Genomic DNA, 20331 nt, shown 5'->3' with positions numbered 1-20331 from the left:
TCCCGGTCGCACTCGCGACCCTTCTGACGTGTGCCGATGACTAACGAGACAACCGACGTCCAGGTGGTCGAAAACATGCCGGGTGCCTTCGCGGGCATCCCGCAGCAACAGGAAATGCCCCTTGCGCTGGTGCGCGGGCAACCCGTGCTGCACATGCCCCAGGACCTGTACATCCCACCGGACGCGCTCGAGGTCATCCTCGAATCGTTCGAAGGTCCGCTGGACCTGCTGCTTTACCTGATCCGCCGGCAGAATCTGGACATCCTCGACATCCCCGTCGCCGAAATCACCCGGCAGTACATGGATTACATCGAGATGATGCGCGAGGTGATGCGCCTGGAGCTGGCGGCGGAATACCTGCTGATGGCCGCCATCCTCGCGGAGATCAAATCCCGGCTGCTGCTGCCGAGACCTCCCGCGGAAGAAGGCCTGGAAGACGACCCCCGCGCCGAACTGGTCCGGCGGTTGCAGGAGTACGAACGCTTCAAGAGGGCCGCGGCGGATATCGACGAGCTGCCCCGGCTGGAACGCGACACGGCGGTGGTCCACGCCTTCGTAGGCGAGCACACCGTGGTCCGGGTGCCGCCGCCGCTGGACCTCAGGGAGATGTTGCTCGCGCTCAAGGACGTGCTGGGACGCGCCGACCTGTTCACGCACCATGCGATCCAGCGCGAGCCGCTCAGCGTCCGCCAGCGCATGGGCGACCTGCTAGGCACGCTGAGCGAAGGTGGCGGCTTCCGCCGGTTTGAAACGCTGTTCGACGTCAGCGAAGGCCGACTCGGTGTAGTGGTCACCTTCCTGGCCATGCTCGAGCTGGCAAAAGAAATGCTCATCGAGATCGTTCAGGAGGAGGCTCTCGGGCCGATCTACCTGAAGACGAAGGTACAGACGGAGGCCGCGCGCGAAGAAGCGCTCGCCTGACCCAAGCAAGCACCCGAAGGCCTATGCAACCCGAACAACTCAAACCCATCGTGGAAGCGGCGCTGCTTGCGTCGACCCAACCGATGACGGTCGCGCAGTTGAAGGCGATCTTCGCCGAAGAGGATGAAGTCACCGACGACGATCTGGTCGTCGCCCTGGCCTCCCTCACGCACGACACCGACAATCGCGGTGTGGAACTGAAGGAAGTAGCCACCGGCTGGCGCTACCAGGTCCGCCGCGAAGTGCACCCCTGGGTCTCGCGGATGTGGGCCGAAAAACCCAGCCGCTACTCGCGCGCCCTGCTGGAAACCCTGGCGCTGATCGCCTACCGCCAGCCCATCACGCGTCCGGAGATCGAACAGATTCGTGGCGTGGTGGTGTCCTCGAACATCATCAAGACGCTGGAAGAACGTGAGTGGATCCGCATCGTCGGCCACCGCGACGTACCCGGCAAGCCGGCCCTGTTCGGCACCACCCGGCTCTTCCTCGATTACTTCAACCTGAAATCGCTGGACGCCCTGCCCCCGCTTTCCGAGATTCGCGACCTGGAGGAGCTCAACCCGCAGCTTCGCCTGGGCGACGCGGACGGCGTTCCCGCCAAGGCGTCCCTGCCGACCGATCTTCCGGTCGACGTGGACGACGAAAGCCCCACGAATCCCGAACCCACCGATGATGTCGTGGCCGAAGCCCCGACGATCGACCACACCGCCGTGGAGACCGCGCCCGACGAGGGCGTCGATGTCGACGTGGCGAACCACATGCCTGCCGGCGACGACGACGTCGCCGCGGCTTCCCCCACTGCCGACGAGGCAGAGAACCCCGCAGGCGACGTCGTCGACGACGCCCGCAAAGATACCGAGGAGTCACGCGCATGAATGCGCCGCAACGTTCCGTACTCAGTTTGAAGCGCGGTGAGAACCGCACCGAAGAAGGCCCGCAGCTCGAAGAGCGCCTGCACAAGGTCCTGGCCAACGCGGGCCTCGGCTCGCGCCGCATGCTCGAGCAGCGCATCCAGGCCGGTGAGGTCGAGGTCAACGGCACCGTCGCCACCATCGGCGCCAGCGTGCATGCCGGCGACCGCGTGACGATCGACGGCAAGCAGTTCGTCGTCGCCACCGACAACCGCAACGACGCCGAAGTGCTGGTCTACCACAAGCCGGAAGGCGTGGTGACCACGCGCGAGGACACCGAGGGCCGTCCCACCGTGTTCGAACAGCTGCCGCGCCTGAAGGGTGCGCGCTGGGTGGCCGTGGGTCGCCTGGACATCAACACGACCGGCCTGCTCCTGCTCACCACGGATGGCGAACTGGCCAACGCGCTGATGCATCCCAAGAGCGGGCTCGAGCGCGAATACCTCTGCCGCGTGCACGGCGAAGTGCCCGAAGAGACCATCGAGCGCCTGAAGGCCGGCGTCGAACTCGAAGACGGCCCCGCCCGCTTCGACGAGATCGCCACGATCAGCCGCGGCGGCAGCCATAGCTGGTTCCGCGTGACCATCCGTGAGGGTCGCAATCGGGAAGTCCGCCGCTTGTGGGATTTCGCCGGCTTCCTGGTCAGCCGCCTCAAGCGCATCCGCTACGGCACCGTCGAGCTGCCGCGCGCGCTGCGCCGCGGCGACTGCGAATCGCTGGACGAAACCGCCATCAAGGAACTGCGCGAGCGGTCCGGCCTGGGCGCTCCCGCGCCGGTGCTGACGCTGAGCGCCGTGGTGCACCAGCGCCGCGCGCCGCGCCATGTCACCGAATACAAGCCGAACGCCGGTGGCGCCAGCGCCTGGAGCTCGGGCCGTCACGACGAAGCCCGCGAGCTGACCGCGTTCGATCGCCTGCGCGACGATAACCCGCGCGGCGGCCGTGGTGGTCGTGCGGGCGGCGGCGGTGCCGGCGGCCGTGGCGGCCAGGGCGGCGCCCCGCGTCGCGAGGTCAACGGCAACGTGGCGCGTCCGGAACGCGGTGGCAATACCGCCGGCGGCCCGCAGCGCAAGCGTCGCGTCGCACCGGGCCAGGAACTGCCGGGCGTGCGCACCTGGTTCGCGGGCGACTCGCGTACGGGCGGCGGCAATGCAGGCAATGCAACGGGCAACGGCGCGGGCAACCGTGGTCCGCGTCCCGGTGGCCGCAGCGGTGGCAACACCGGTAACGCGGGTGCCGGTGGCGGCTACGGCAATACCGGCAGCGGTGGCGGGTACGGCAACCGCGCCGCGGGCACCGGTGGCAATCGCGCCGCGAGTCCGGGTGGCAATCGTGCGGCCGGTCCGAGTGGCAACCGTGCCGCCGGTCCCGCCCGCGACGGCAACCGTGCCGCCCCGGGTGGCGGCGGTGGCGCGCGCTTCGAAGGCGGCGGCAATCGCGGCGGTCGTCCCGGCGGCGGCGGCAACGCCGGCAACCGTGCAGGCGGCGGCGGTGGCAATCGCACCGGCGGCGGCCCGCGTGCGGGTGGCGGTGGCGGTGGCAACCGTGGCCCGCGTCCGGGCGGCGGCGGCGGTGGCAATCGCGGCGGCGGTGCCGGTGGCGGCAACCGCAGCGGTAACCGGTAACCGACGAAACCGGCGTCTACGAACGAACCTGTGTAGGAGCGCACGATGTGCGCGAAAAGCCAACGAAGCGGCGATGGGGGTGCCTCCATAACGGAGGCACCCCCATCGCGCGCATCGTGCGCTCCTACACGGTCGTGGTTACGTTTAGCGGTGGCGGGCGGCCAGCCTGGCGGCTATCGCATCGAAGCCGATGCCCCGGGCACGCAGCACCACCATCAGGTGGAAGACCAGATCGGCGGCTTCGCCAATCAATGCGTCGTCGTCTTCGGCGACCGCCGCAAGGGCCGTCTCGACGCCCTCCTCGCCCACCTTCTGTGCCATCCGGCGGATACCGCCTTCGAACAGCGTCGTCGTGTAGCTGCCTTCCGGCCGCTCCGCGTGGCGTGACGCGACCAGGGCATCCAGTTCGCCGAGGAACCCCAGCGACGGGGCCACATCGTTGCCGAAGCAGCTGGTCGTGCCGGTGTGACAGGTCGGACCGGCCGGGATCGCCTGCACCAGCAAGGTGTCGGCGTCGCAATCGATCCGGAGATCGACCAGCGTCAGCGTGTCGCCGGAGGTTTCGCCCTTGGTCCACAGGCGTTGCTTGCTGCGGCTGAAGAACGTGACCAGGCCGAGCTCGCGTGTCTTCGCCAGCGCGGCTTCGTCCATGTAGCCCAGCATCAATACCTCGCCCGTGCGCGCATGTTGCACGATGGCCGGCAACAGGCCCTCACCCTTGGCGAAATCGGGTGTCGTCATCTCACTCATCGTCCCACCTCGACACTCATCGTCTGACGCGACGCTCATAGTCTTACCTCGATGCCCTGCGCACGCAGTTCACGCTTCAGGGCGGGAATGCCGATGTCACCGCTGTGGAACACGCTGGCGGCCAGGGCCGCGTCCACGTCCGCCACGCGGAACACCTCGGTGAAATGCGCCGGCGTACCGGCACCGCCGGACGCGACCAACGGCACGCGGCTGAGGGCACGCGCGGCGCTGAGCTGTTCGATGTCATAGCCACGGCGCACGCCATCGGTGCCCATGCAGTTGAGCACGATCTCGCCGGCACCCAGCGCCTGCACTTCCTCGATCCAGTCCAGCGTGCGCTTGCGCAACGCCTTCGTACGGGAGGGATCGCCGGTGTACTGGCGCACGCGCCATTCGCCGTCGTCGTCGCGCAGGCTGTCCACGCCGACCACCACGCACTGCACGCCGAACGCATCGGCAATCTCGGCGACGAGAGCCGGGCGCTCCAGCGCAGGCGAGTTGATCGAGATCTTGTCGGCACCCGCGTGCAATACCTCGCGCGCGTCGTCGACGCTGCGGATGCCACCGGCGACGCAGAACGGGATGTCGATCTCGCGCGCCACGCGCTCGACCCAGTCGCGATCGACGCGGCGACCCTCGGGGCTGGCCGTGATGTCGTAGAACACCAGTTCGTCGGCACCTTCGTCGCGGTAGCGCAAGGCCAGCTCGACGATCTCGCCGACCACCACGTGATCGCGAAAGCGCACGCCCTTCACCACCTGGCCGTCGCGCACGTCCAGGCATGGAACGATGCGGCGGCTCAGCATGATGCGCTCGCCTTGTCGGCCACGGCGAAGGCGTCGGGAAGCGCGAAGGCGCCCTCGAGCAACGCACGGCCGAGGATCACCCCGGACACGCCCTGCAACGCCAGCGTGGCGATATCGTCCAGCGAGCGCACGCCGCCGGACGCCTGCACGTCGAGGCCGGGCGCCAGCGTGGCCAGGTGACGATAGAGGGCGAGGTTCGGACCGGTCATCGTGCCGTCACGGTCGATGTCGGTGCAGAGCAGGTGACGCGCACCCGCCGTCTGGTACCACGGTACCAGGTCGTCCAGGGTGCGCTCTTCGTCGGCGGTCCAGCCCGCGCTGGGCAGCTTCCAGAGACCGTCACGGAAACGCGTGTCGAGGGCAAGCACGATGCGATCGGCACCGTAGCGACCGATCCACGCGGCCACGGTCTCCGGGTCGCGCATTGCCACGCTGCCGACCACCACGCGCTGCACGCCGGCGTCCAGCAGACGACGCACGCCGTCTTCGTCGCGCACGCCGCCGCCGGCCTGCACCTTGAGCCGACCGCTGGAGGCAATGCCGGCCAGGGTAGAAAGGTTTTCGAAGCGACCGGTACGCGCACCGTCGAGGTCGACGACATGCAGCCAGCCGGCCCCTTCGTCGGCGTACCGTGCAGCCAGCGCCTCGGGCTCGAACGCGAAGGTGGTCTGCTGCGCGTAATCGCCTTTGTACAGGCGTACGACCTTGCCTTCGCGCAGGTCGATCGCGGGAATGGGTAACGTCATAGCGAGAGAAAATTCCGCAGGAGTTGGGCGCCGACACCCGCTGAACGCTCGGGGTGGAACTGCATACCCATGAAGTTGCCGGACGCGACGACGGCGGAGAACGGCATGCCGTGCTCGCTGGACGCCAGCGTGTAGTCACCCGTGGGGACGGCATAGCTGTGGACGAAATAAGCGGCGTCGCCTTCGCGCAGGCCATCGGTGAGGCGGTGGCCGCGGGTCGCGCGCAGGGTGTTCCACCCCATGTGCGGCACGCGCAGGCCCGGCTGCTCGTCGAAGCGCCGCACCGTGGCCGGGATCACGCCAAGGCATTCGGTATCGCCCTCTTCCGAACGCGCGCACAGCAACTGCATGCCGAGGCAGACGCCGAGCACCGGCTGGGTCAGGCCGCGCATCACCTCGACCAGACCGGCCTCGCGCAACATGCGCATGCCGGGCGCGGCGGCACCGACACCGGGCAGGATCACATGCGTGGCGGCGCGAATGCGGTCGGCGTCCGAGGTCAGCGCCGCGTCCGTGCCCAGGCGCTGCAGCGCGTAACGCACCGAACCGATATTCGTGCCGCCCGCGTCGACCAGGACCACGCGCATCACAGGCTTCCTTTCGTGCTGGGCAATTCCGACCCCTCGCGGCGGATGGCCTGGCGCAGTGTACGGGCGACGACCTTGAAGCAGCCTTCGACCATGTGGTGCGCGTTGTCGCCGTGCACCGTGAGGTGCAAGTTGGCACCCAGCGTCTCGCACAGCGAACGGAAGAAATGCGGCACCAGCTCGGTCGGTATGTCGCCGACGCGCTCACGCGGGAACTGGCCGTCGAAGACGAAATACGGACGACCCGAAAGATCCAGTTCCGCACGCGCCGCGCTCTCGTCCATCGGCAACGCGAAACCGTAGCGGCCGATGCCACGCTTGTCGCCGAGCGCCTGTTTCAGGGCCTGGCCCAGCGCCAGCGCGGAGTCCTCGATGGTGTGGTGCTCGTCGATGTGCGTGTCGCCATCGCAGCGCAGTTGCAGGGCGAAACCGCCATGCTTGCCGATCTGCTCGAGCATGTGATCGAAGAAGCCCAGGCCGGTGTGCACGACGGGATCGGCGACGCGGTCGAGATCGACGGCGACGGTGATGGATGTCTCCTTCGTCTTGCGTACCACCTCGGCGGTGCGCGGGGCATCGAGCAAGGCGTGGACCAGTTCGGCCCAGCTGATGCCTTCCGGCCCGACGCGGAAGCCACGCACCCCCATGTTCGCGGCAAAGGCCAGGTCGGTCTCGCGGTCACCGACCATGGCCGACTGCGCCCGGCTCCAGCCGTCGTCGGCGAGCCAGTGGCGTGCGAGCCCGACGCCCGGCTTGCGCGTGTCGCGGTGCTCGTGCGGAAAGCTGCGGTCGATCAGCTGTTCGCGGAAGGTGATGCCCTGCGAGGCGAGGATACGCAGCAGCAAGGCATGCGGACCGTCGAAGGTTTCCTGCGGGAACGACGGCGTGCCCAAGCCATCCTGGTTGGTGACCATGACCAACTCGTAGCCGGCGGCCACGCAACGCTGCAGCGCGGCGATCACGCCCGGCAGCAACGCCAGCTTCTCGTAGCTGTCGATCTGCTGGTCGGCCGGCTCCTCGATCAGGCAGCCGTCGCGGTCGACGAAAAGGATCTTGCGGCTCATGCCCCTGCCCTCAGCACCGCGAGCACGCGGTCGTTCTCGTTGCCCGTGCCCACCGTGATACGCAAGGCATCGCCCAGGCCGGGATACTTCGTGATGTCACGCACCACCACGCCGGCGGCGAGCAGGCGGCGATAGGTGCCGGCCGCATCGTCGAAACGGACGGCCAGGAAATTGGCGTGCGAAGGCAGCACCGCGCGAACGCCCGGCTGCTTCGCCAGTTCGACCACCATGCGCGCGCGCTCGTTGAGCACCTCGTGCACGTGATGCCGCTGCAGGCGGCGGCCTTCGTAGGACACCGCACCCAGCGCGGCGTCCACGCACGGCGACGGCAGCGGGTACGGCGGAATGATCCGGCGCAGCAGCGCGATCACCTCTTCCCGCGCGACCAGCGTACCGACGCGTGCGCCAGCCAGCGACCAGGCCTTGGACAGCGTGCGCAGGACGGTCACATGGTCGTACGCGTCGATCAGGCCCACCGCGCTGCGTGTGCCGCTGAATTCGAGATACGCCTCGTCGACCACGAGCACCGCCCTGCCCTGCAACGCGCGCGCGATGCGCTCGATGGTGGGCAGATCCACCAGGTTGCCGGTGGGGTTGTTCGGTGAGCACACGTAGACGAGCTTCGTGGCATCGGTGACGGCGGCGAGCAACGTGTCGGCATCCAGCGCGCCATCGGCCGGCAAGGGCGATTCGATGACGGTCGCCCCCTGGATACGCGCACACACGGCGTACATGCCGAACGTGGGCGGCGACACCAGGACGGCGTCCTGCCCGGCGCGGCAGAACGCGCGGGTAAGCAGGTCGATGGCTTCGTCGCTGCCGCGGGTCACCAGCACGCGCTCGCTCACGCTGCCGTACAACTCGGCCAGCGTTTCGACGAGGCCGCGTGGCTGCGGGTCGGGATAGCGGTTGAGGCCTTCGCCGCCGGGGATGTTGGGCGAGCGCGAGGATTCGTTGGCATTGAGCAGCACCGTACCGCCCTGCGCTTCCATGCGTGCGCTGGAGTAAGGCGCGAGGGCGCGGATATCCGCGCGGGCAAGATCGAGCACGCTCATGCGGCGGCCTCCATGGCGGCGAGGCGCAGGGTGACCGCGCGGCGGTGTGCTTCCAGTTGCTCGGCTTCCGCCAGCGTCGCCGCGCACGGACCGATGGCACGCAGGCCCTCGGCGGTGGCTTCCTGCACGGTCACCTGCTTCTGGAAGCTGGCCACCGACACGCCGCTGTAGCTGCGCGCGTAGCCGTAGGTTGGCAGGACATGGTTGCTGCCGCTGCAATAGTCGCCCAGGGATTCGGGCGTCCATTCGCCGAGGAATACCGAGCCGGCCGATTCCACATCGGCGAGCAGCGCGCGCGGGTCGGCCGTCTGGATGATGAGGTGTTCCGGCGCGTAACGGTTGCTGACCTCGATCGCCTCGGCCAGATCGGCAACGAGGACGAGTCGGCTCTCCGACAGCGCCACGGCGGCGACCTCGGCACGCGGCAGTTCGCGGCGCTGACGCTCCACTTCCACTTCGACCCGATCGAGCAGGTCGGCCGACGGACTGACCAGCAGCACCTGGGAATCCGGCCCATGCTCGGCCTGCGAGAGCAGGTCGGCGGCGATGAAAGACGGATTGGCCTGGGCGTCGGCGACCACCAGTACCTCCGACGGACCGGCCGGCATGTCGATGGCGGCGCCGGCGGGATCGCCGGCCACCTGCAGCTTGGCTTCGGTGACCCAGGCGTTGCCCGGCCCGAACAGCTTGTCGCAACGCGGCACCGAGGCGGTGCCGTAGGCCATGGCGGCGATCGCCTGCGCACCGCCCAGCTTGAACACGCGATGCACCCCCGTCGCACGCGCCGCGAACAGCACCGCATCGTCGCAGCGCCCGTTCGCCTGCACCGGCGTGCACAGCACCACCTCGCGGCAACCGGCGATGGCCGCCGGCACGCCCAGCATGATCGCCGTGGAGGGCAGCGGCGCGCCACCGGCCGGCACGTACAGACCCACGCGACGGATGGGTCGGAGCACGCGCTCCACGCGGACACCGGGCGCGGTATCGACTGCGACCTCAGTGGGCGCGGCCGCGCGATGGAAGCGATCGACACGGCCGGCGGCCTCGCGCACCGCGGCTTTCAGCGCCGGTGCCAAGCGCGCCTCGGCGGCGTCGAATTCCGCGTCGGTGACGGCGAGGTCGTCGAGGGAGGTGCCGTCGTAGCGCGCGGTGAGTTCGCGCAGGGCCACGTCGCCCCGTGCACGGACGTCGGCCACGATGGCTTCCACGCCCTGGCGCAGGTCGGCGGCGCGCGATTGCATGGGACGCGCCAGGGCGGCGTTACGCGCGGTGTCGTCGAGGGAGGTCCAGTCGATCCGTTTCATGCCAGCATCTTCTCCACCGGCAGCACCAGCATGTCGCGGGCACCGGCGCGTTTCATGTCTTCCAGCTGGCGCCAGCTCACCGACCCGGCGCACAGTGCCTGCAACACCACCTGGTCGGGTGCGCCGTCCACCGGGGTCAAGGTCGGCACCGGCATGCCCGGCAGCAGCCGGGTGATCTCCGCCAGCGCCGCGCGCGGCGCCTGCATCAGGATCAGGCGCGAGTCGCGCACCTGGATCACGCCGTCCAGGCGGCGCAGCAGCAGTTCGGCAATCTCACCACGTTCATCCAGCGGCAGTTCCGCATGGCCGGCCAGCACGGCTTCGCTTTCGATCACCACGGCCACTTCGCGCAGCTGGTTGGCGACCAGCGTGGCGCCGCTGGAGACCAGGTCGCAGATGGCGTCGGCGGTACCCAGGCGCGGTGCGATTTCCACCGAGCCGTTGAGCATGAACACGGTGGCCTCGATGCCATGCGTGCGCAGCCATTCGCCGGTGAGGCCGGGGTACGACGTGGCGATGCGCTGCCCGGCGAGCTGCGCGGGACTCTCGTAGGCATCGTCCTGCGGCACAGCGATGGACAGCCGGCAGTGGCCGAAGCCCAGTGAGCGCAGTTCGTCGATGCCGGTGCCGGCCGCCGGGTTGGACAGCTGGAACTCGCGCAGCACGTTGCGGCCCACGATGCCCAGGTCACACACCCCCTCGGCGATGAGGCCGGGGATGTCATCGTCACGGACCAGGAGCAGGTCCACCGGCTCGCCCTCGCCGAAGCAGAACAGCTTGTCGCGGCTCTGGCGGAACTTGAGCCCGCAGCGAGCGAGCAGATCCTGGGCGGGCTCCGTGAGCCGCCCCGATTTCTGCATGGCGATGCGCAGTCGATCACGCGGCTTCATGCGGCACTCCCGGCGTTGCGGCGGGCGGCGGCGGCCATGTAGCCGCCATTGCCCTGGTTGAGGTAACGGGCGACGCGCCCGATGGTGGTGATGCTGACCGCCGTGCGCTCGTGGATCTCACGGTACGACCGCCCTTCCAGCAGGAACGGCACCACGCGCCAGCGATCGACCATCACCTCGATCTCGGCCGGGGTGCAGAGGTCGTGCAGGAAGGCCCGCATCTCCTCGACCGTGGCCAGGCCGGCCAGGGCCTCGCAGAGGCTGGCCTCGGCGGAGTCCGCGGGTGTCTCGGGATCGAGGTGACGTCGCTTCATAATGTACTAACGCGTTAATACGATAACGCATACTAACTTGGGCAACCGAATCGTGGCAAGCGCCGACTCCGAATTGCGCTTTTGTTCCATATACCGCGCAGCGACTCCCCGCCACCATGACGCCATCTTTTCCATGAGCCCTACCCATGCCGAGCACCGTGATCATCGCGGACGATCACCCGGTCGTGGTTGCAGGGGTCGAGACCATCCTGAGGTCGCACCGCTACGACATCGTGGCGCGTGCGCACGACACCGATGCCCTCTTCGACGCCCTGACCGATCACCCGTGCGATGTCGTCGTCACCGACTTCTCCATGCCCGAGGGCAGCCGTCCGGACGGCATGCCGATGATCCGCCGCATACGCGCCCTGCGTCCGGACACCGGCATCGTCGTCCTCACCATGCTGTCCAACGTGGCCATCCTGCGCAGCCTGCTCGACATGGGCGTGGCGGCGCTGTTCGACAAACGCACCAGCCTGCGCGATATCCCGGTGGCCGTGCATGCGGCGGATGTCGGCCGCTGCTACCTCAGCCCCGCCATCCGCCGGCTGTTCCACGAGACGGACTGCGCACCCACCGACAAGGAACTGGTCACGCGGCTGTCCCCACGCGAGGTGGAGGTCCTGCGGGCCTATGCCCAGGGCTACCAGCTGGCGGAGATCGCCAGGGCGATGGGGCGCAGCTTCAAGACGATCAGCCGGCAGAAGCGCTCGGCCATGCTCAAGCTGGGCCTGGCCAACGACGCCCAGCTGTACCAGTACCTGGCCGGCGTGCGCGCGGGCATGCTGGACGACTGGTCGCCGGCGGACGAAGCCGCCGCCAGCCTCAACTTCTGCGCGCCCTGATCAGGCGTCGGCCACCAGCCGGCCGGAGGCCACCAGTTCGCACATCAGGCGCACTTCGCCGTCCATCGCGCGGTCGCGCTGCATGAAGGCGATGTACTCGCGAACGGTGGCAAGGGCGTGGCGCACCGCCACGCCGCCATGGAAGTCCTCGGCACCGGCCAGGGCATCCATCAAGGCACGCACTTCCGTTTCGAAACGCGCGTAGTGCGGCGAATCGGCGCGTGGCGCGCCGGCGACCTTGGCGGCCAGCGCCTGCCAGTCGCCGCGCATGGCCAGCGTGCGGGCGGCGTTGAGCATGTCCTGGCGGTACTCCAGCGCCTGGGCGGCCGTGTACAGCTCCATGGCCAGCACGTGGCCGAGATCTTCGGTCATCTCCAGCACGTGACGCGCCTCGTTGGCGCCCATCGACACGTGATCTTCGGCGTTGGCGCTGGTCGGGATCGAATACACGGAAGCCGGGTGCGCGCGCGTGGCCAGGTCGTTGACCAGGGCCGCGGCGGTGTACTGCACGATCATGAAGCCGGAATCCGTGGCGTCCTCGTTGCCGATCAGGAAGGCCGGCAGGCCGTCGTTGTTGGCCGGGTCCACCAGCTTGGCCGTGCGGCGCTCGGAAATGGAGGCCAGCACCGGGATCGATGCCTTCACGTAGCTCATCACCAGGGCCAGCGGCATGCCGTGGAAATGACCGGCGGAGATCACCTGGTCCTCGATGACCTGCGCATCCTCGGCATCGGGGAACACCAGCGGGTTGTCGGTTACCGCGTTGAGCTCGACGTCGAACACGCGGCAGGCCTGCTCCCACGCATCGCGCACGGCGCCATGCACCTGCGGCGCGCAGCGCAGGCAGTACGCATCCTGCGGCTGGTGCTTCTTGCCGCCCTTGAAGGGCAGGAAGCGCGAGTAGAACGCCTCCTTGCCATGCCGCTGCGTGGCCGGCACCCAATCCCAGCCGATGTCGAAACGGTGACCCTGGTCGGCCGGATCGGCCCACGAGTCGGACAACCAGGGACGGAATCGCGGCACCATGTGGTACGCGATGTCGGCCAGCGTCGAGCCGTCGAGCAGGCCGCGTATGTTCCGCGCCGCGGCCACCTGGCCCGGATGTGGGCGCAGCGCGTGCACCTGCTCGGCATAGGCGCCGGTGCGACCGGCGAAAGCGTCCAGCGTCATCGCCGCAGCCAGATCGGCCGTGCGGATCAGCATGTCCATCGTGTCCAGCGCAAGCACGCCGGTGGCCAGCATCTGCGTGGTGCCGTTGTTGAGCGCCAGGCCTTCCTTGAACGACAGGCGCACCGGTGCCAGGCCCGCACGCTTCAGCGCTTCCGCACCGGGCAGCCGTTCGCCCTGGTAGAAGGCTTCGCCACCGCCTAGCAGCACGATGGCCAGGTGCGACAGCGGCGCGAGGTCGCCACTGGCGCCCACCGAGCCCTTCTCCGGGATCACCGGGATCACGTTGCGGTTGAGCAACTCGGCCAGCGCGCGCAGGGTTTCCACGCGGATGCCGGAGTGCCCCTTCATCAGCGTGTTGACGCGAATGGCCAGCATCGCGCGCACCACGTCCTCGGCGAACGGCTTACCCACACACACCGCATGGGTGATGATCAGGTTGTGCTGCAGTTCTTCCAGCAGCGTGCCCTCGCGCGGCTCGGGGTTGCCACCGGCCAGTTCGTCGCGCACGCGGTGGGCGCCCAGCAGCTTGTCGGCATTGCTGCCGAAACCCGTGGTCACGCCGTAGATCGGCTCGCCGCCACCCACCTTCTCTGCCAGGAAGTCGGCCGCGCGCTTCACCTTGACCAGTTGCGCGTCATCCAGGCGAATCGAGACGCCACGGCGGGCGATGGCCGCCACCTGGGCACGCGTGAGGCTGCGGCCATCGAGAAGGATAGGAGAGGTCATGGGCGATGCCGTGCGAAGTAAAAGGGAGGATCAGCGACCGATGTCGGCCTGGGCCAGTTCGACGCGCAAGGTCTTGATCAGGTCGGCGCGCGCCACCTCGAACTGGTCTTCGCGGCGCAGGTCCTTCACGGTAACGACGCCCTTGGCGATCTCGTCCTCGCCCAGCACCACGACGAAACGGATGCCGGCGCGGTCCGCGTACTTGAACTGCTTGCCCAGCTTGCCGCCTTCCAGCACCACTTCCGTGGCGATGCCGGCGTTGCGTAACTCGGTGGCCACGGCCAGGTAGGTGGGCAACTGGGCCGCATCCATCTGCGTCACCAGCACGTCCACGGTGCTGCGCGCGGTGGAGACGAGGCCGGCGTCGCGCAGTTGCCAGTACAGGCGCGTGAGGCCGATGGAGATACCGACACCCGGCAGGTGCGATTTGGTGTACTGACCGGCGAGGTTCTCGTAGCGTCCGCCCGAGCAGATGGAACCGATGCCGGGATGGTCGTTGAGCGTGGTCTCGTAGACCGTACCCGTGTAGTAATCCAGCCCGCGCGCGATCGACAGGTTGAGCGCGAAATGCGTCTCCGGCACGCCGAAGTCGCGGATCATCGTCAGCACGTCCTTCAGTTCGGCCCTGCCCTGCTCGAAGGTTTCCGAGCCGGAACCCAACGCATCCAGATGGGCGAAGGCATCGGCCACGGACGTGGAACGCACCTGCACGAAGGCGAGGATCTTCGCCGCCACCTCGGCCGACAGGCCGAACGCGTCGCCGGTGAGCGTGTCGCGCACATAGTCGGCGCCGCGCTTGTCCAGCTTGTCCACCTCGCGCAGCACCAGCATCTGCTGCTCCGCGTCGGCGATACCCAGGTTCTCGAAGTAACCGCGCATGAGCTTGCGGTTGTTCATCTGGATGGTGAACGCACCGATGTTCAGTTCCTTGAACACGTTGTAGATGACTGCCGGGATCTCGGCGTCGTAGCGCACCGAGAGGGAATCCTTGCCGATCACGTCGATGTCGCACTGGTAGAACTCGCGGAAGCGGCCGCGCTGCGCACGCTCGCCCCGGTAGACGCGCTGCATCTGGTAGCGACGGAACGGGAAGCTGAGGTCGTGCTCGTGCTCGGCGACGTAACGGGCCAGCGGCACCGTGAGGTCGAAACGCAGCGCCAGGTCGGGTACGGCGCCGGCGTCCTTCTCCGCCGCCGCGCCCAGCGCGCCGGTGGACTGCACGAAGTACACCTGACGCTCGGTCTCGCCGCCGGTCTTGGTCAGCAGGACGTCGCTGTGCTCGATGACGGGTGTCTCGATCGGCAGGAAGCCGAACTTTTCGTAGTTGCGACGGATCGTGTCCAGCATGCGCTGAAAGGCGATCTGGTCGAGCGGCAGGAGCTCGAGGACACCGGGCATGGTGCGGGCCGGGGTGAGTGCCATGCAATTCCTCTTGGGGACAGGCTATACGGGCGCCGCCACGCGGCAGCCGCCTAGGTTAGCAGATGGCCAGGGCCGGCCCCTGCGGCGGGATGGTAAAAAAAGTCGGAGCGCCCTGTTGCCATCCGGCGGGTGCATGGCTAATATACGCGGCTCCCGTCGGGGTGTAGCTCAGCCTGGTAGAGCGCTACGTTCGGGACGTAGAAGTCGCAGGTTCGAATCCTGTCTCCCCGACCAACGAATACGTTCGTTATGAAAACGCCGGCCTAGTGCCGGCGTTTTTATTTGTGTCGCCGGCCTAGGCCTGTTGCAGGTGCGACACCGGTGAGGACAGCTGCAGCAGCAGGCCCTCGGCGAGGTATTCGGTCTTCACGCTGCCCGAGCCCAGGCCCATGGCGATCAGCTTCGAGCCGAAGCCCTTGCGGGACGGCAGCATGACGGCCGGGCCATCCACCTCGCGCCAGATCATCAGGAAATCGCCACCCTCCTGCGTCCAGCTGAGCTCGACACGGCCCTGGTCGTTCGACAGCGCGCCGTACTTCAGGGCGTTGGTCGCCAGCTCGTGCAGCAGCAGCGATAGAGACAAGGTGGCCTTGGGGCCGATCTCGACCGGCGGCCCGCGGAAGTCGATGCGGCTGTCGATACACAGGCGCCCCAGGGCTGCCCGGGAGATCGCTTCCACCGAGGCGCCTTCCCAGTTCTTGTCGAACAGGATGTCGTGGGCCGAGCTCAGTGCCGTGATGCGTTCTTCCAGCGCCTCCACCGGCGCGCGCTCGGGCACCGCGCGCAGCGTCTGCGTCGCCAGCGCCTGCACCATCATCAGCGTGTTTTTCAGACGGTGGCTCATCTCGTGCTTGAGCACCTCCTGCAGTTCTTCCCGCGTGCGTCGCTCGGTCACGTCGCTGACGAAGCCGATCATCCGATCCGGCCCCAGCGGGGTCATGCGCGTTTCGAACCAGCGCCCCGCCAGCAGCGTCGAGCGGCTGACATGAACGCCCGGAACCTGCTCGTCGACGATCTTCTCGAATACCGGAAGGATCTCCGCACCCGCGCCCGGTACGACCTCGCTCAGCAGCGCACCGTTGACCTGCACGCCACCCAGGCCGGTGAGGCGATTGAACGACGGATTGACCTCGTCGAAACGGAAATCGACCACCGTACCGTCGCCATCGCGGATCACGTCGCCGACGTAGAAGCCCTCGCGCATCTGCTCGAACAGCGTGCGGTAGCGCCGCTCCGACGCGCCGACGCGGATCTCCTTGTCGACGATGACCGCGACCGACTCGAGAAAACGCTGGTCGTGCGCCGTCCAGGCGTGCGGCCGTGTGTTGATGGCGGCCAGTGCCCCGATGAGTTCGCCACCGGGCAGGCGAATGGGTACGCCCAGATACGCCACGACGCCCAAATCCGGAATGGCGAGGTTATCGCGCACCAGCGGCTCGGCATAGGCGTCGTTTACCGAAAGCGCCGTACCCCGGTCCACCACGTGCTGGCAGAACGAATGGGTGATGGGCGTCTGCCCACGGGACGACCATGGCTCGGGCAGGCCGCTGTGGCCGGCGAACACCTGGCGGTGCTCATCGACGATGGACACGATGGCCACCGGCACGCCCAGCATCATCCGGACCAGTTCGACAAGGTGCGCGTACTGTGCCCCGCCCGGCTCGTCGAGGATGCCACTGCGGCGAAGTGCGGCGATCCGACCCGGGTTGAGTCGGTGAGGCAACGGGACAGGCATGGGGGTGCGCAGCTGTAGGGGGACCAGTGCGGAGGATAATGGGGATGCCCAGGCGATAGGGGCTTGTCGCCTTGCGCGCTGACGGGACCGTTCAGCGGGCACAAAAAAGCCCTGCGAACAGGGCTTTTTGCAAACTGGCGGAGAGTGAGGGATTCGAACCCTCGATAAGGCTTTTGACCCTATACTCCCTTAGCAGGGGAGCCCCTTCGGCCACTCGGGCAACTCTCCGGGATTGTCGTGAAGAACCTGCCCTCACGAGCCGGCAAGGATACTTAACCTTGCACGCCTCGTAAAGCCTCGGGCCTTACTGGTCTTGGTCGTGGTCGTCCCCGGCATGCGTGCCGGCGTCGCCTTCGTTCTTGATGCGCTGGTAGATCTCTTCGCGGTGGACCGCGACATTTTTCGGTGCATTGATGCCGATGCGCACCTGGTTACCCTTGACACCCAGAACGGTGACGGTCACCTCGTCGCCGATCATCAGGGTTTCACCGACCCGGCGGGTCAGAATCAGCATGATTGATACTCCATAAAATCAGGTATTGGCTTCCCCACCAACGACAACCTCACCCCGAGTGCTTGCCGTCGATGGATTGACGTTTCGACCATCGAAGGCCGAACTGCCTTCCCCGGCTCTAGTTGTGTGTGTCGCTGACCAGCTGTCCTGCCATTTCCGATCCGAAGGATCGATACCGAAAAACGCTTTCGGCATTCGGATCATACTAGCTGAGCCAATCCCGGGTAAGCAACGCGCAAGCACGTGAAGACGTTTACACAAACGGCCTTACAGCCGTCCATGCTCGCGTAGCCCACTCGACGTTCAGCCCAGACGGGATTGCACCCATCCCGGAATGGCGGCAAGGATGCCAGGCAATGCCGGACTATCTACACCGCCACCCTGGGCCATGTCGGGACGACCGCCGCCCTTGCCGTCGATCTTCGAGGCGACTTCGCCCACCAGGTCGCCCGCCTTGACCCGGCCGAGCGCGGAGCCGCCGACACCGGCCACGAGCGCGACGCGCCCGTCGACCGCACCGGCCAGCACGATGGCGCAGTCGCCCAGCTGCTGCTTGAGTACGTCCACGCTGTCGCGCAGGGACTTGGCGTCCAGGCCCTCGACGCGGGCCGCGACCACCTTGATGCCCGCGATGTCGACCGCCGACTCGGCCAGGCCTGCCGAGGCCGAGCTGGCCGCCTTGGACTTGTAGGACTCCACCTCACGCTCAAGCTTCTTCTGCCGATCGAACAGCTGGCGAAGCTTCTCGATCACGTCGTCACCCGTGGCGGCGAGTAGGCCGGACACTTCGCCCAGCACGCGCTCCTCATCGGCCACGCGCGCCATGGCGCCCGCACCGGTCACCGCTTCGATGCGGCGGACACCGGCGGCGACGCCGGATTCGGAGACGATCTTGAACAGGCCGATATCGCCCGTGCGCGACACGTGGGTGCCACCACACAGTTCCGTGGAAAAATCGCCCATCTTCAGCACGCGCACTTCGGCACCGTACTTTTCACCGAACAGCGCCATGGCCCCGAACTCGATCGCTTCGTCGTAGCCCATGTTGTGGATTTCGGCGGCGTCGTTGTGACGAATCTCGTCGTTGACCATGCGCTCGATCAGCGCCAGTTCGTCGGCCGTCAGCGGCTTGAAATGCGAGAAGTCAAAGCGCAGGCGCTCCGGAGCCACCAGCGATCCCTTCTGGGACACATGGTCACCCAACACGGTGCGCAGCGCCGCGTGCAGCAGGTGGGTAGCGGAATGGTTGAGCACAGTGGCCTGGCGCTGGGCGGCATCCACCGACGCGCCCACCACATCGCCCTTGTTCAGCGGTGCGGAGCCCTGCCACGTGCCGAAGTGCGCGAAGAACGCGCCGCCGACCTTCTGCGTGTCCTCCACCGCCAATGCGCCCGCCGGATTACGCAGTATGCCGGTATCGCCGACCTGGCCGCCGGATTCGGCATAGAAGGGGGTGCGGTCAAGCAGCAGGAATGCCTGCTCGCCATCCGCCAGACGGTCCACCGACTTGCCGTCGCGCACGATGGCAACCACGGTCGCATCGGCTAGTTCGAGGCTGTCGTAACCGGTGAAGACCGTGGGCGACACGGCGCTGGCCACCTCGGCCGGCAGCTGCGCCTTGGTGGCGAAGTTGCTGGCCGCGCGGGCACGGGCACGCTGCTCGCCCATGGCCCGCTCGAAGCCGTCCATGTCGACGCTCATGCCGCGCTCGCGAGCGATATCGGCGGTGAGATCCACGGGGAAGCCGTAAGTATCGTAGAGGCGGAACGCGTGCTCGCCCGGGATCACCTTCTCCGACTTGGAAGCCACGTCGTCGAACAGGCGCATGCCGTGTTCCAGCGTTTCTCCGAAGCGATCTTCCTCGGTGCGCAGAGCCTGCTCCACGAAGGCCTGCTTGCGGGCGATGTCCGGATAGGCCTCGCCCATCTCGGCCACCAGCGGGGCCACCATCTTCCAGAAGAAGTCGCCACGCACGCCCAGCATCCAGCCGTGGCGCAGGGCGCGACGGATGATCCGGCGAAGCACGTAGCCGCGCCCCTCGTTCGAGGGCAGCACGCCATCGACGATAAGGAAGGAGCAGGCACGGATGTGATCGGCGATGACGCGCAGCGACTTGTTCGACAGGTCGGCGGTGCCGGTCAGGCGACCCGCCTCGGCGATGAGGTGCGCGAACAGGTCGATCTCGTAGTTGGAGTGCACGTGCTGCAGGACGGCGGCCAGGCGCTCCAGGCCCATGCCGGTGTCGACGCAGGGCGCCGGCAACGGCGCCAGCGTGCCGTCCGGTGCCCGGTCGAACTGCATGAAGACCAGGTTCCAGATCTCGATGTAGCGATCGCCGTCTTCGTCGGGCGAGCCTGGAGGGCCACCAGCCACATCGGCGCCGTGGTCGTAGAAGATCTCCGTGCACGGGCCGCACGGGCCCGTGTCGGCCATCTGCCAGAAGTTGTCGGAAGCGAAGGGCGCACCCTTGTTGTCGCCGATGCGAACGATCCGCTCGGCCGGCACGCCCACTTCCTTGTTCCAGATATCGAAGGCCTCGTCATCCGTGTGGTACACGGTGACCCACAGGCGCTCCGCCGGCAGCTTGTAGACACCCGTCAGGAGCTCCCAGGCATAGCGGATGGCATCGCGCTTGAAGTAATCGCCGAACGACCAGTTGCCCAGCATCTCGAAGAAGGTGTGATGGCGGGCGGTGTAGCCCACGGCATCCAGGTCGTTATGCTTGCCGCCCGCGCGCAGGCAGCGCTGGACGTCGGCCGCACGGACATACCCGGGCTTTTCGCTGCCCAGGAACACGTTCTTGAAGGGCACCATGCCGGAGTTGGTGAACAGCAGCGTGGGGTCGTTCGACGGCACCAGCGATGCCGACGGCACGATGGTGTGGTCCTTGGACCGGAAGAACTCGAGGAAGGTCGAACGGATTTCGGCGGTTTTCATGAGCGATCG

At 67.5% G+C, this 20331-nt stretch carries 18 protein-coding genes and 2 tRNA genes; 5 read left to right on the top strand and 15 right to left on the bottom strand.

Annotated features, from left to right (window positions below; all coding sequences use genetic code 11):
* Nucleotides 1-114: 114 nt before the first annotated feature.
* From FA89_RS10570 to FA89_RS10560, 3 genes are read left to right on the top strand one after another with little or no spacing between them, the layout of a single operon-like run.
* Entirely contained in the window at nucleotides 115-921 is an 807-nt protein-coding gene (locus FA89_RS10570; RefSeq protein ID WP_185754507.1) for a segregation and condensation protein A, read from the top strand.
* Nucleotides 922-944: 23 nt separating this feature from the next.
* Nucleotides 945-1796 carry an SMC-Scp complex subunit ScpB gene (scpB, locus tag FA89_RS10565; protein ID WP_036140589.1) on the top strand — a complete coding sequence of 284 codons (852 nt, stop codon included), beginning with the start codon at nucleotides 945-947 and terminating at the stop codon, nucleotides 1794-1796.
* Nucleotides 1793-3457 carry a pseudouridine synthase gene (locus FA89_RS10560; RefSeq protein WP_036140588.1) on the top strand — a complete coding sequence of 555 codons (1665 nt, stop codon included), beginning with the start codon at nucleotides 1793-1795 and terminating at the stop codon, nucleotides 3455-3457. The genes scpB and FA89_RS10560 overlap by 4 nt, the downstream gene beginning before the upstream one ends.
* Nucleotides 3458-3601: 144 nt before the next feature.
* Here FA89_RS10560 and hisIE read toward each other — a convergent pair whose 3' ends face one another.
* From hisIE to FA89_RS10515, 9 genes are read right to left on the bottom strand one after another with little or no spacing between them, the layout of a single operon-like run.
* Nucleotides 3602-4207: a bifunctional phosphoribosyl-AMP cyclohydrolase/phosphoribosyl-ATP diphosphatase HisIE gene (gene hisIE / locus FA89_RS10555; protein WP_036140587.1), complete on the bottom strand. Its 606-nt coding sequence runs from the start codon at nucleotides 4205-4207 to the stop codon at nucleotides 3602-3604.
* A 35-nt stretch (nucleotides 4208-4242) separates the two neighbouring features.
* Nucleotides 4243-5013, bottom strand: coding sequence for an imidazole glycerol phosphate synthase subunit HisF (gene hisF / locus FA89_RS10550; protein WP_036140585.1), 771 nt, complete (start codon nucleotides 5011-5013; stop codon nucleotides 4243-4245).
* Nucleotides 5007-5759, bottom strand: a complete 753-nt coding sequence (hisA, locus tag FA89_RS10545; RefSeq protein ID WP_036140584.1) for a 1-(5-phosphoribosyl)-5-[(5-phosphoribosylamino)methylideneamino]imidazole-4-carboxamide isomerase — start codon at nucleotides 5757-5759, stop codon at nucleotides 5007-5009. The genes hisF and hisA overlap by 7 nt, the downstream gene beginning before the upstream one ends.
* The gene (gene hisH, locus FA89_RS10540; protein WP_036140583.1) at nucleotides 5756-6346 is read right to left on the bottom strand and encodes an imidazole glycerol phosphate synthase subunit HisH; all 591 of its coding nucleotides are present in this window, start codon (nucleotides 6344-6346) and stop codon (nucleotides 5756-5758) included. The genes hisA and hisH overlap by 4 nt, the downstream gene beginning before the upstream one ends.
* Nucleotides 6346-7410: a bifunctional histidinol-phosphatase/imidazoleglycerol-phosphate dehydratase HisB gene (hisB, locus tag FA89_RS10535; RefSeq protein WP_036140581.1), complete on the bottom strand. Its 1065-nt coding sequence runs from the start codon at nucleotides 7408-7410 to the stop codon at nucleotides 6346-6348. Before hisB ends, hisH begins: the two co-directional genes overlap by 1 nt.
* Nucleotides 7407-8465 carry a histidinol-phosphate transaminase gene (gene hisC, locus FA89_RS10530; protein WP_036140580.1) on the bottom strand — a complete coding sequence of 353 codons (1059 nt, stop codon included), beginning with the start codon at nucleotides 8463-8465 and terminating at the stop codon, nucleotides 7407-7409. Before hisC ends, hisB begins: the two co-directional genes overlap by 4 nt.
* Complete coding sequence (gene hisD, locus FA89_RS10525; RefSeq protein ID WP_036140579.1) at nucleotides 8462-9769, bottom strand: histidinol dehydrogenase; 1308 nt, start codon at nucleotides 9767-9769, stop codon at nucleotides 8462-8464. Before hisD ends, hisC begins: the two co-directional genes overlap by 4 nt.
* Entirely contained in the window at nucleotides 9766-10659 is an 894-nt protein-coding gene (gene hisG, locus FA89_RS10520; protein ID WP_036140577.1) for an ATP phosphoribosyltransferase, read from the bottom strand. Before hisG ends, hisD begins: the two co-directional genes overlap by 4 nt.
* Entirely contained in the window at nucleotides 10656-10973 is a 318-nt protein-coding gene (locus tag FA89_RS10515) for a YerC/YecD family TrpR-related protein (RefSeq protein ID WP_036140576.1), read from the bottom strand. Before FA89_RS10515 ends, hisG begins: the two co-directional genes overlap by 4 nt.
* A gap of 146 nt (nucleotides 10974-11119) precedes the next feature.
* On the opposite strand from FA89_RS10515, the gene FA89_RS10510 reads away from it, so the two are divergent.
* Nucleotides 11120-11818: a response regulator gene (locus tag FA89_RS10510; RefSeq protein WP_051938681.1), complete on the top strand. Its 699-nt coding sequence runs from the start codon at nucleotides 11120-11122 to the stop codon at nucleotides 11816-11818.
* Here FA89_RS10510 and FA89_RS10505 read toward each other — a convergent pair whose 3' ends face one another.
* Both FA89_RS10505 and hisS read right to left on the bottom strand, forming a co-directional pair.
* Entirely contained in the window at nucleotides 11819-13714 is a 1896-nt protein-coding gene (locus tag FA89_RS10505) for an HAL/PAL/TAL family ammonia-lyase (RefSeq protein ID WP_036140575.1), read from the bottom strand.
* 30 nt (nucleotides 13715-13744) lie between these two features.
* Complete coding sequence (gene hisS, locus FA89_RS10500) at nucleotides 13745-15136, bottom strand: histidine--tRNA ligase (protein ID WP_036140573.1); 1392 nt, start codon at nucleotides 15134-15136, stop codon at nucleotides 13745-13747.
* Nucleotides 15137-15293: 157 nt separating this feature from the next.
* On the opposite strand from hisS, the gene FA89_RS10495 reads away from it, so the two are divergent.
* A tRNA-Pro gene (locus FA89_RS10495) sits at nucleotides 15294-15370 on the top strand.
* A 61-nt stretch (nucleotides 15371-15431) separates the two neighbouring features.
* On the opposite strand, the gene FA89_RS10490 is transcribed toward FA89_RS10495, so the two are convergent.
* From FA89_RS10490 to alaS, 4 genes are all read right to left on the bottom strand, one after another.
* Nucleotides 15432-16871: a sensor histidine kinase gene (locus FA89_RS10490; RefSeq protein WP_081916465.1), complete on the bottom strand. Its 1440-nt coding sequence runs from the start codon at nucleotides 16869-16871 to the stop codon at nucleotides 15432-15434.
* Between the two features lie 135 nt (nucleotides 16872-17006).
* Nucleotides 17007-17099 (bottom strand) — tRNA-Ser (locus FA89_RS10485).
* A 76-nt stretch (nucleotides 17100-17175) separates the two neighbouring features.
* Nucleotides 17176-17385, bottom strand: a complete 210-nt coding sequence (gene csrA / locus FA89_RS10480) for a carbon storage regulator CsrA (protein WP_036140570.1) — start codon at nucleotides 17383-17385, stop codon at nucleotides 17176-17178.
* Nucleotides 17386-17688: 303 nt separating this feature from the next.
* Nucleotides 17689-20322, bottom strand: a complete 2634-nt coding sequence (alaS, locus tag FA89_RS10475; RefSeq protein WP_036140568.1) for an alanine--tRNA ligase — start codon at nucleotides 20320-20322, stop codon at nucleotides 17689-17691.
* Between the last annotated feature and the right edge of the window lie 9 nt (nucleotides 20323-20331).

This window comes from Luteibacter sp. 9135 (genome assembly GCF_000745005.1).
Taxonomy (GTDB): Bacteria; Pseudomonadota; Gammaproteobacteria; order Xanthomonadales; family Rhodanobacteraceae; genus Luteibacter.
This window is presented reverse-complemented; position numbering and strand designations above follow the sequence as displayed.

Excerpts from the sequence above, each read along its gene's own strand:
- FA89_RS10570 (WP_185754507.1), top strand. The coding sequence starts at position 115 with ATGCCCCTTGCGCTGGTGCGCGGGCAACCCGTGCTGCACATGCCCCAG.
- scpB (WP_036140589.1), top strand. The coding sequence starts at position 945 with ATGCAACCCGAACAACTCAAACCCATCGTGGAAGCGGCGCTGCTTGCG.
- FA89_RS10560 (WP_036140588.1), top strand. The coding sequence starts at position 1,793 with ATGAATGCGCCGCAACGTTCCGTACTCAGTTTGAAGCGCGGTGAGAAC.
- hisIE (WP_036140587.1), bottom strand. The coding sequence starts at position 4,207 with ATGAGTGAGATGACGACACCCGATTTCGCCAAGGGTGAGGGCCTGTTG.
- hisF (WP_036140585.1), bottom strand. The coding sequence starts at position 5,013 with ATGCTGAGCCGCCGCATCGTTCCATGCCTGGACGTGCGCGACGGCCAG.
- hisA (WP_036140584.1), bottom strand. The coding sequence starts at position 5,759 with ATGACGTTACCCATTCCCGCGATCGACCTGCGCGAAGGCAAGGTCGTA.
- hisH (WP_036140583.1), bottom strand. The coding sequence starts at position 6,346 with ATGCGCGTGGTCCTGGTCGACGCGGGCGGCACGAATATCGGTTCGGTG.
- hisB (WP_036140581.1), bottom strand. The coding sequence starts at position 7,410 with ATGAGCCGCAAGATCCTTTTCGTCGACCGCGACGGCTGCCTGATCGAG.
- hisC (WP_036140580.1), bottom strand. The coding sequence starts at position 8,465 with ATGAGCGTGCTCGATCTTGCCCGCGCGGATATCCGCGCCCTCGCGCCT.
- hisD (WP_036140579.1), bottom strand. The coding sequence starts at position 9,769 with ATGAAACGGATCGACTGGACCTCCCTCGACGACACCGCGCGTAACGCC.
- hisG (WP_036140577.1), bottom strand. The coding sequence starts at position 10,659 with ATGAAGCCGCGTGATCGACTGCGCATCGCCATGCAGAAATCGGGGCGG.
- FA89_RS10515 (WP_036140576.1), bottom strand. The coding sequence starts at position 10,973 with ATGAAGCGACGTCACCTCGATCCCGAGACACCCGCGGACTCCGCCGAG.
- FA89_RS10510 (WP_051938681.1), top strand. The coding sequence starts at position 11,120 with ATGCCGAGCACCGTGATCATCGCGGACGATCACCCGGTCGTGGTTGCA.
- FA89_RS10505 (WP_036140575.1), bottom strand. The coding sequence starts at position 13,714 with ATGACCTCTCCTATCCTTCTCGATGGCCGCAGCCTCACGCGTGCCCAG.
- hisS (WP_036140573.1), bottom strand. The coding sequence starts at position 15,136 with ATGGCACTCACCCCGGCCCGCACCATGCCCGGTGTCCTCGAGCTCCTG.
- FA89_RS10490 (WP_081916465.1), bottom strand. The coding sequence starts at position 16,871 with ATGCCTGTCCCGTTGCCTCACCGACTCAACCCGGGTCGGATCGCCGCA.
- csrA (WP_036140570.1), bottom strand. The coding sequence starts at position 17,385 with ATGCTGATTCTGACCCGCCGGGTCGGTGAAACCCTGATGATCGGCGAC.
- alaS (WP_036140568.1), bottom strand. The coding sequence starts at position 20,322 with ATGAAAACCGCCGAAATCCGTTCGACCTTCCTCGAGTTCTTCCGGTCC.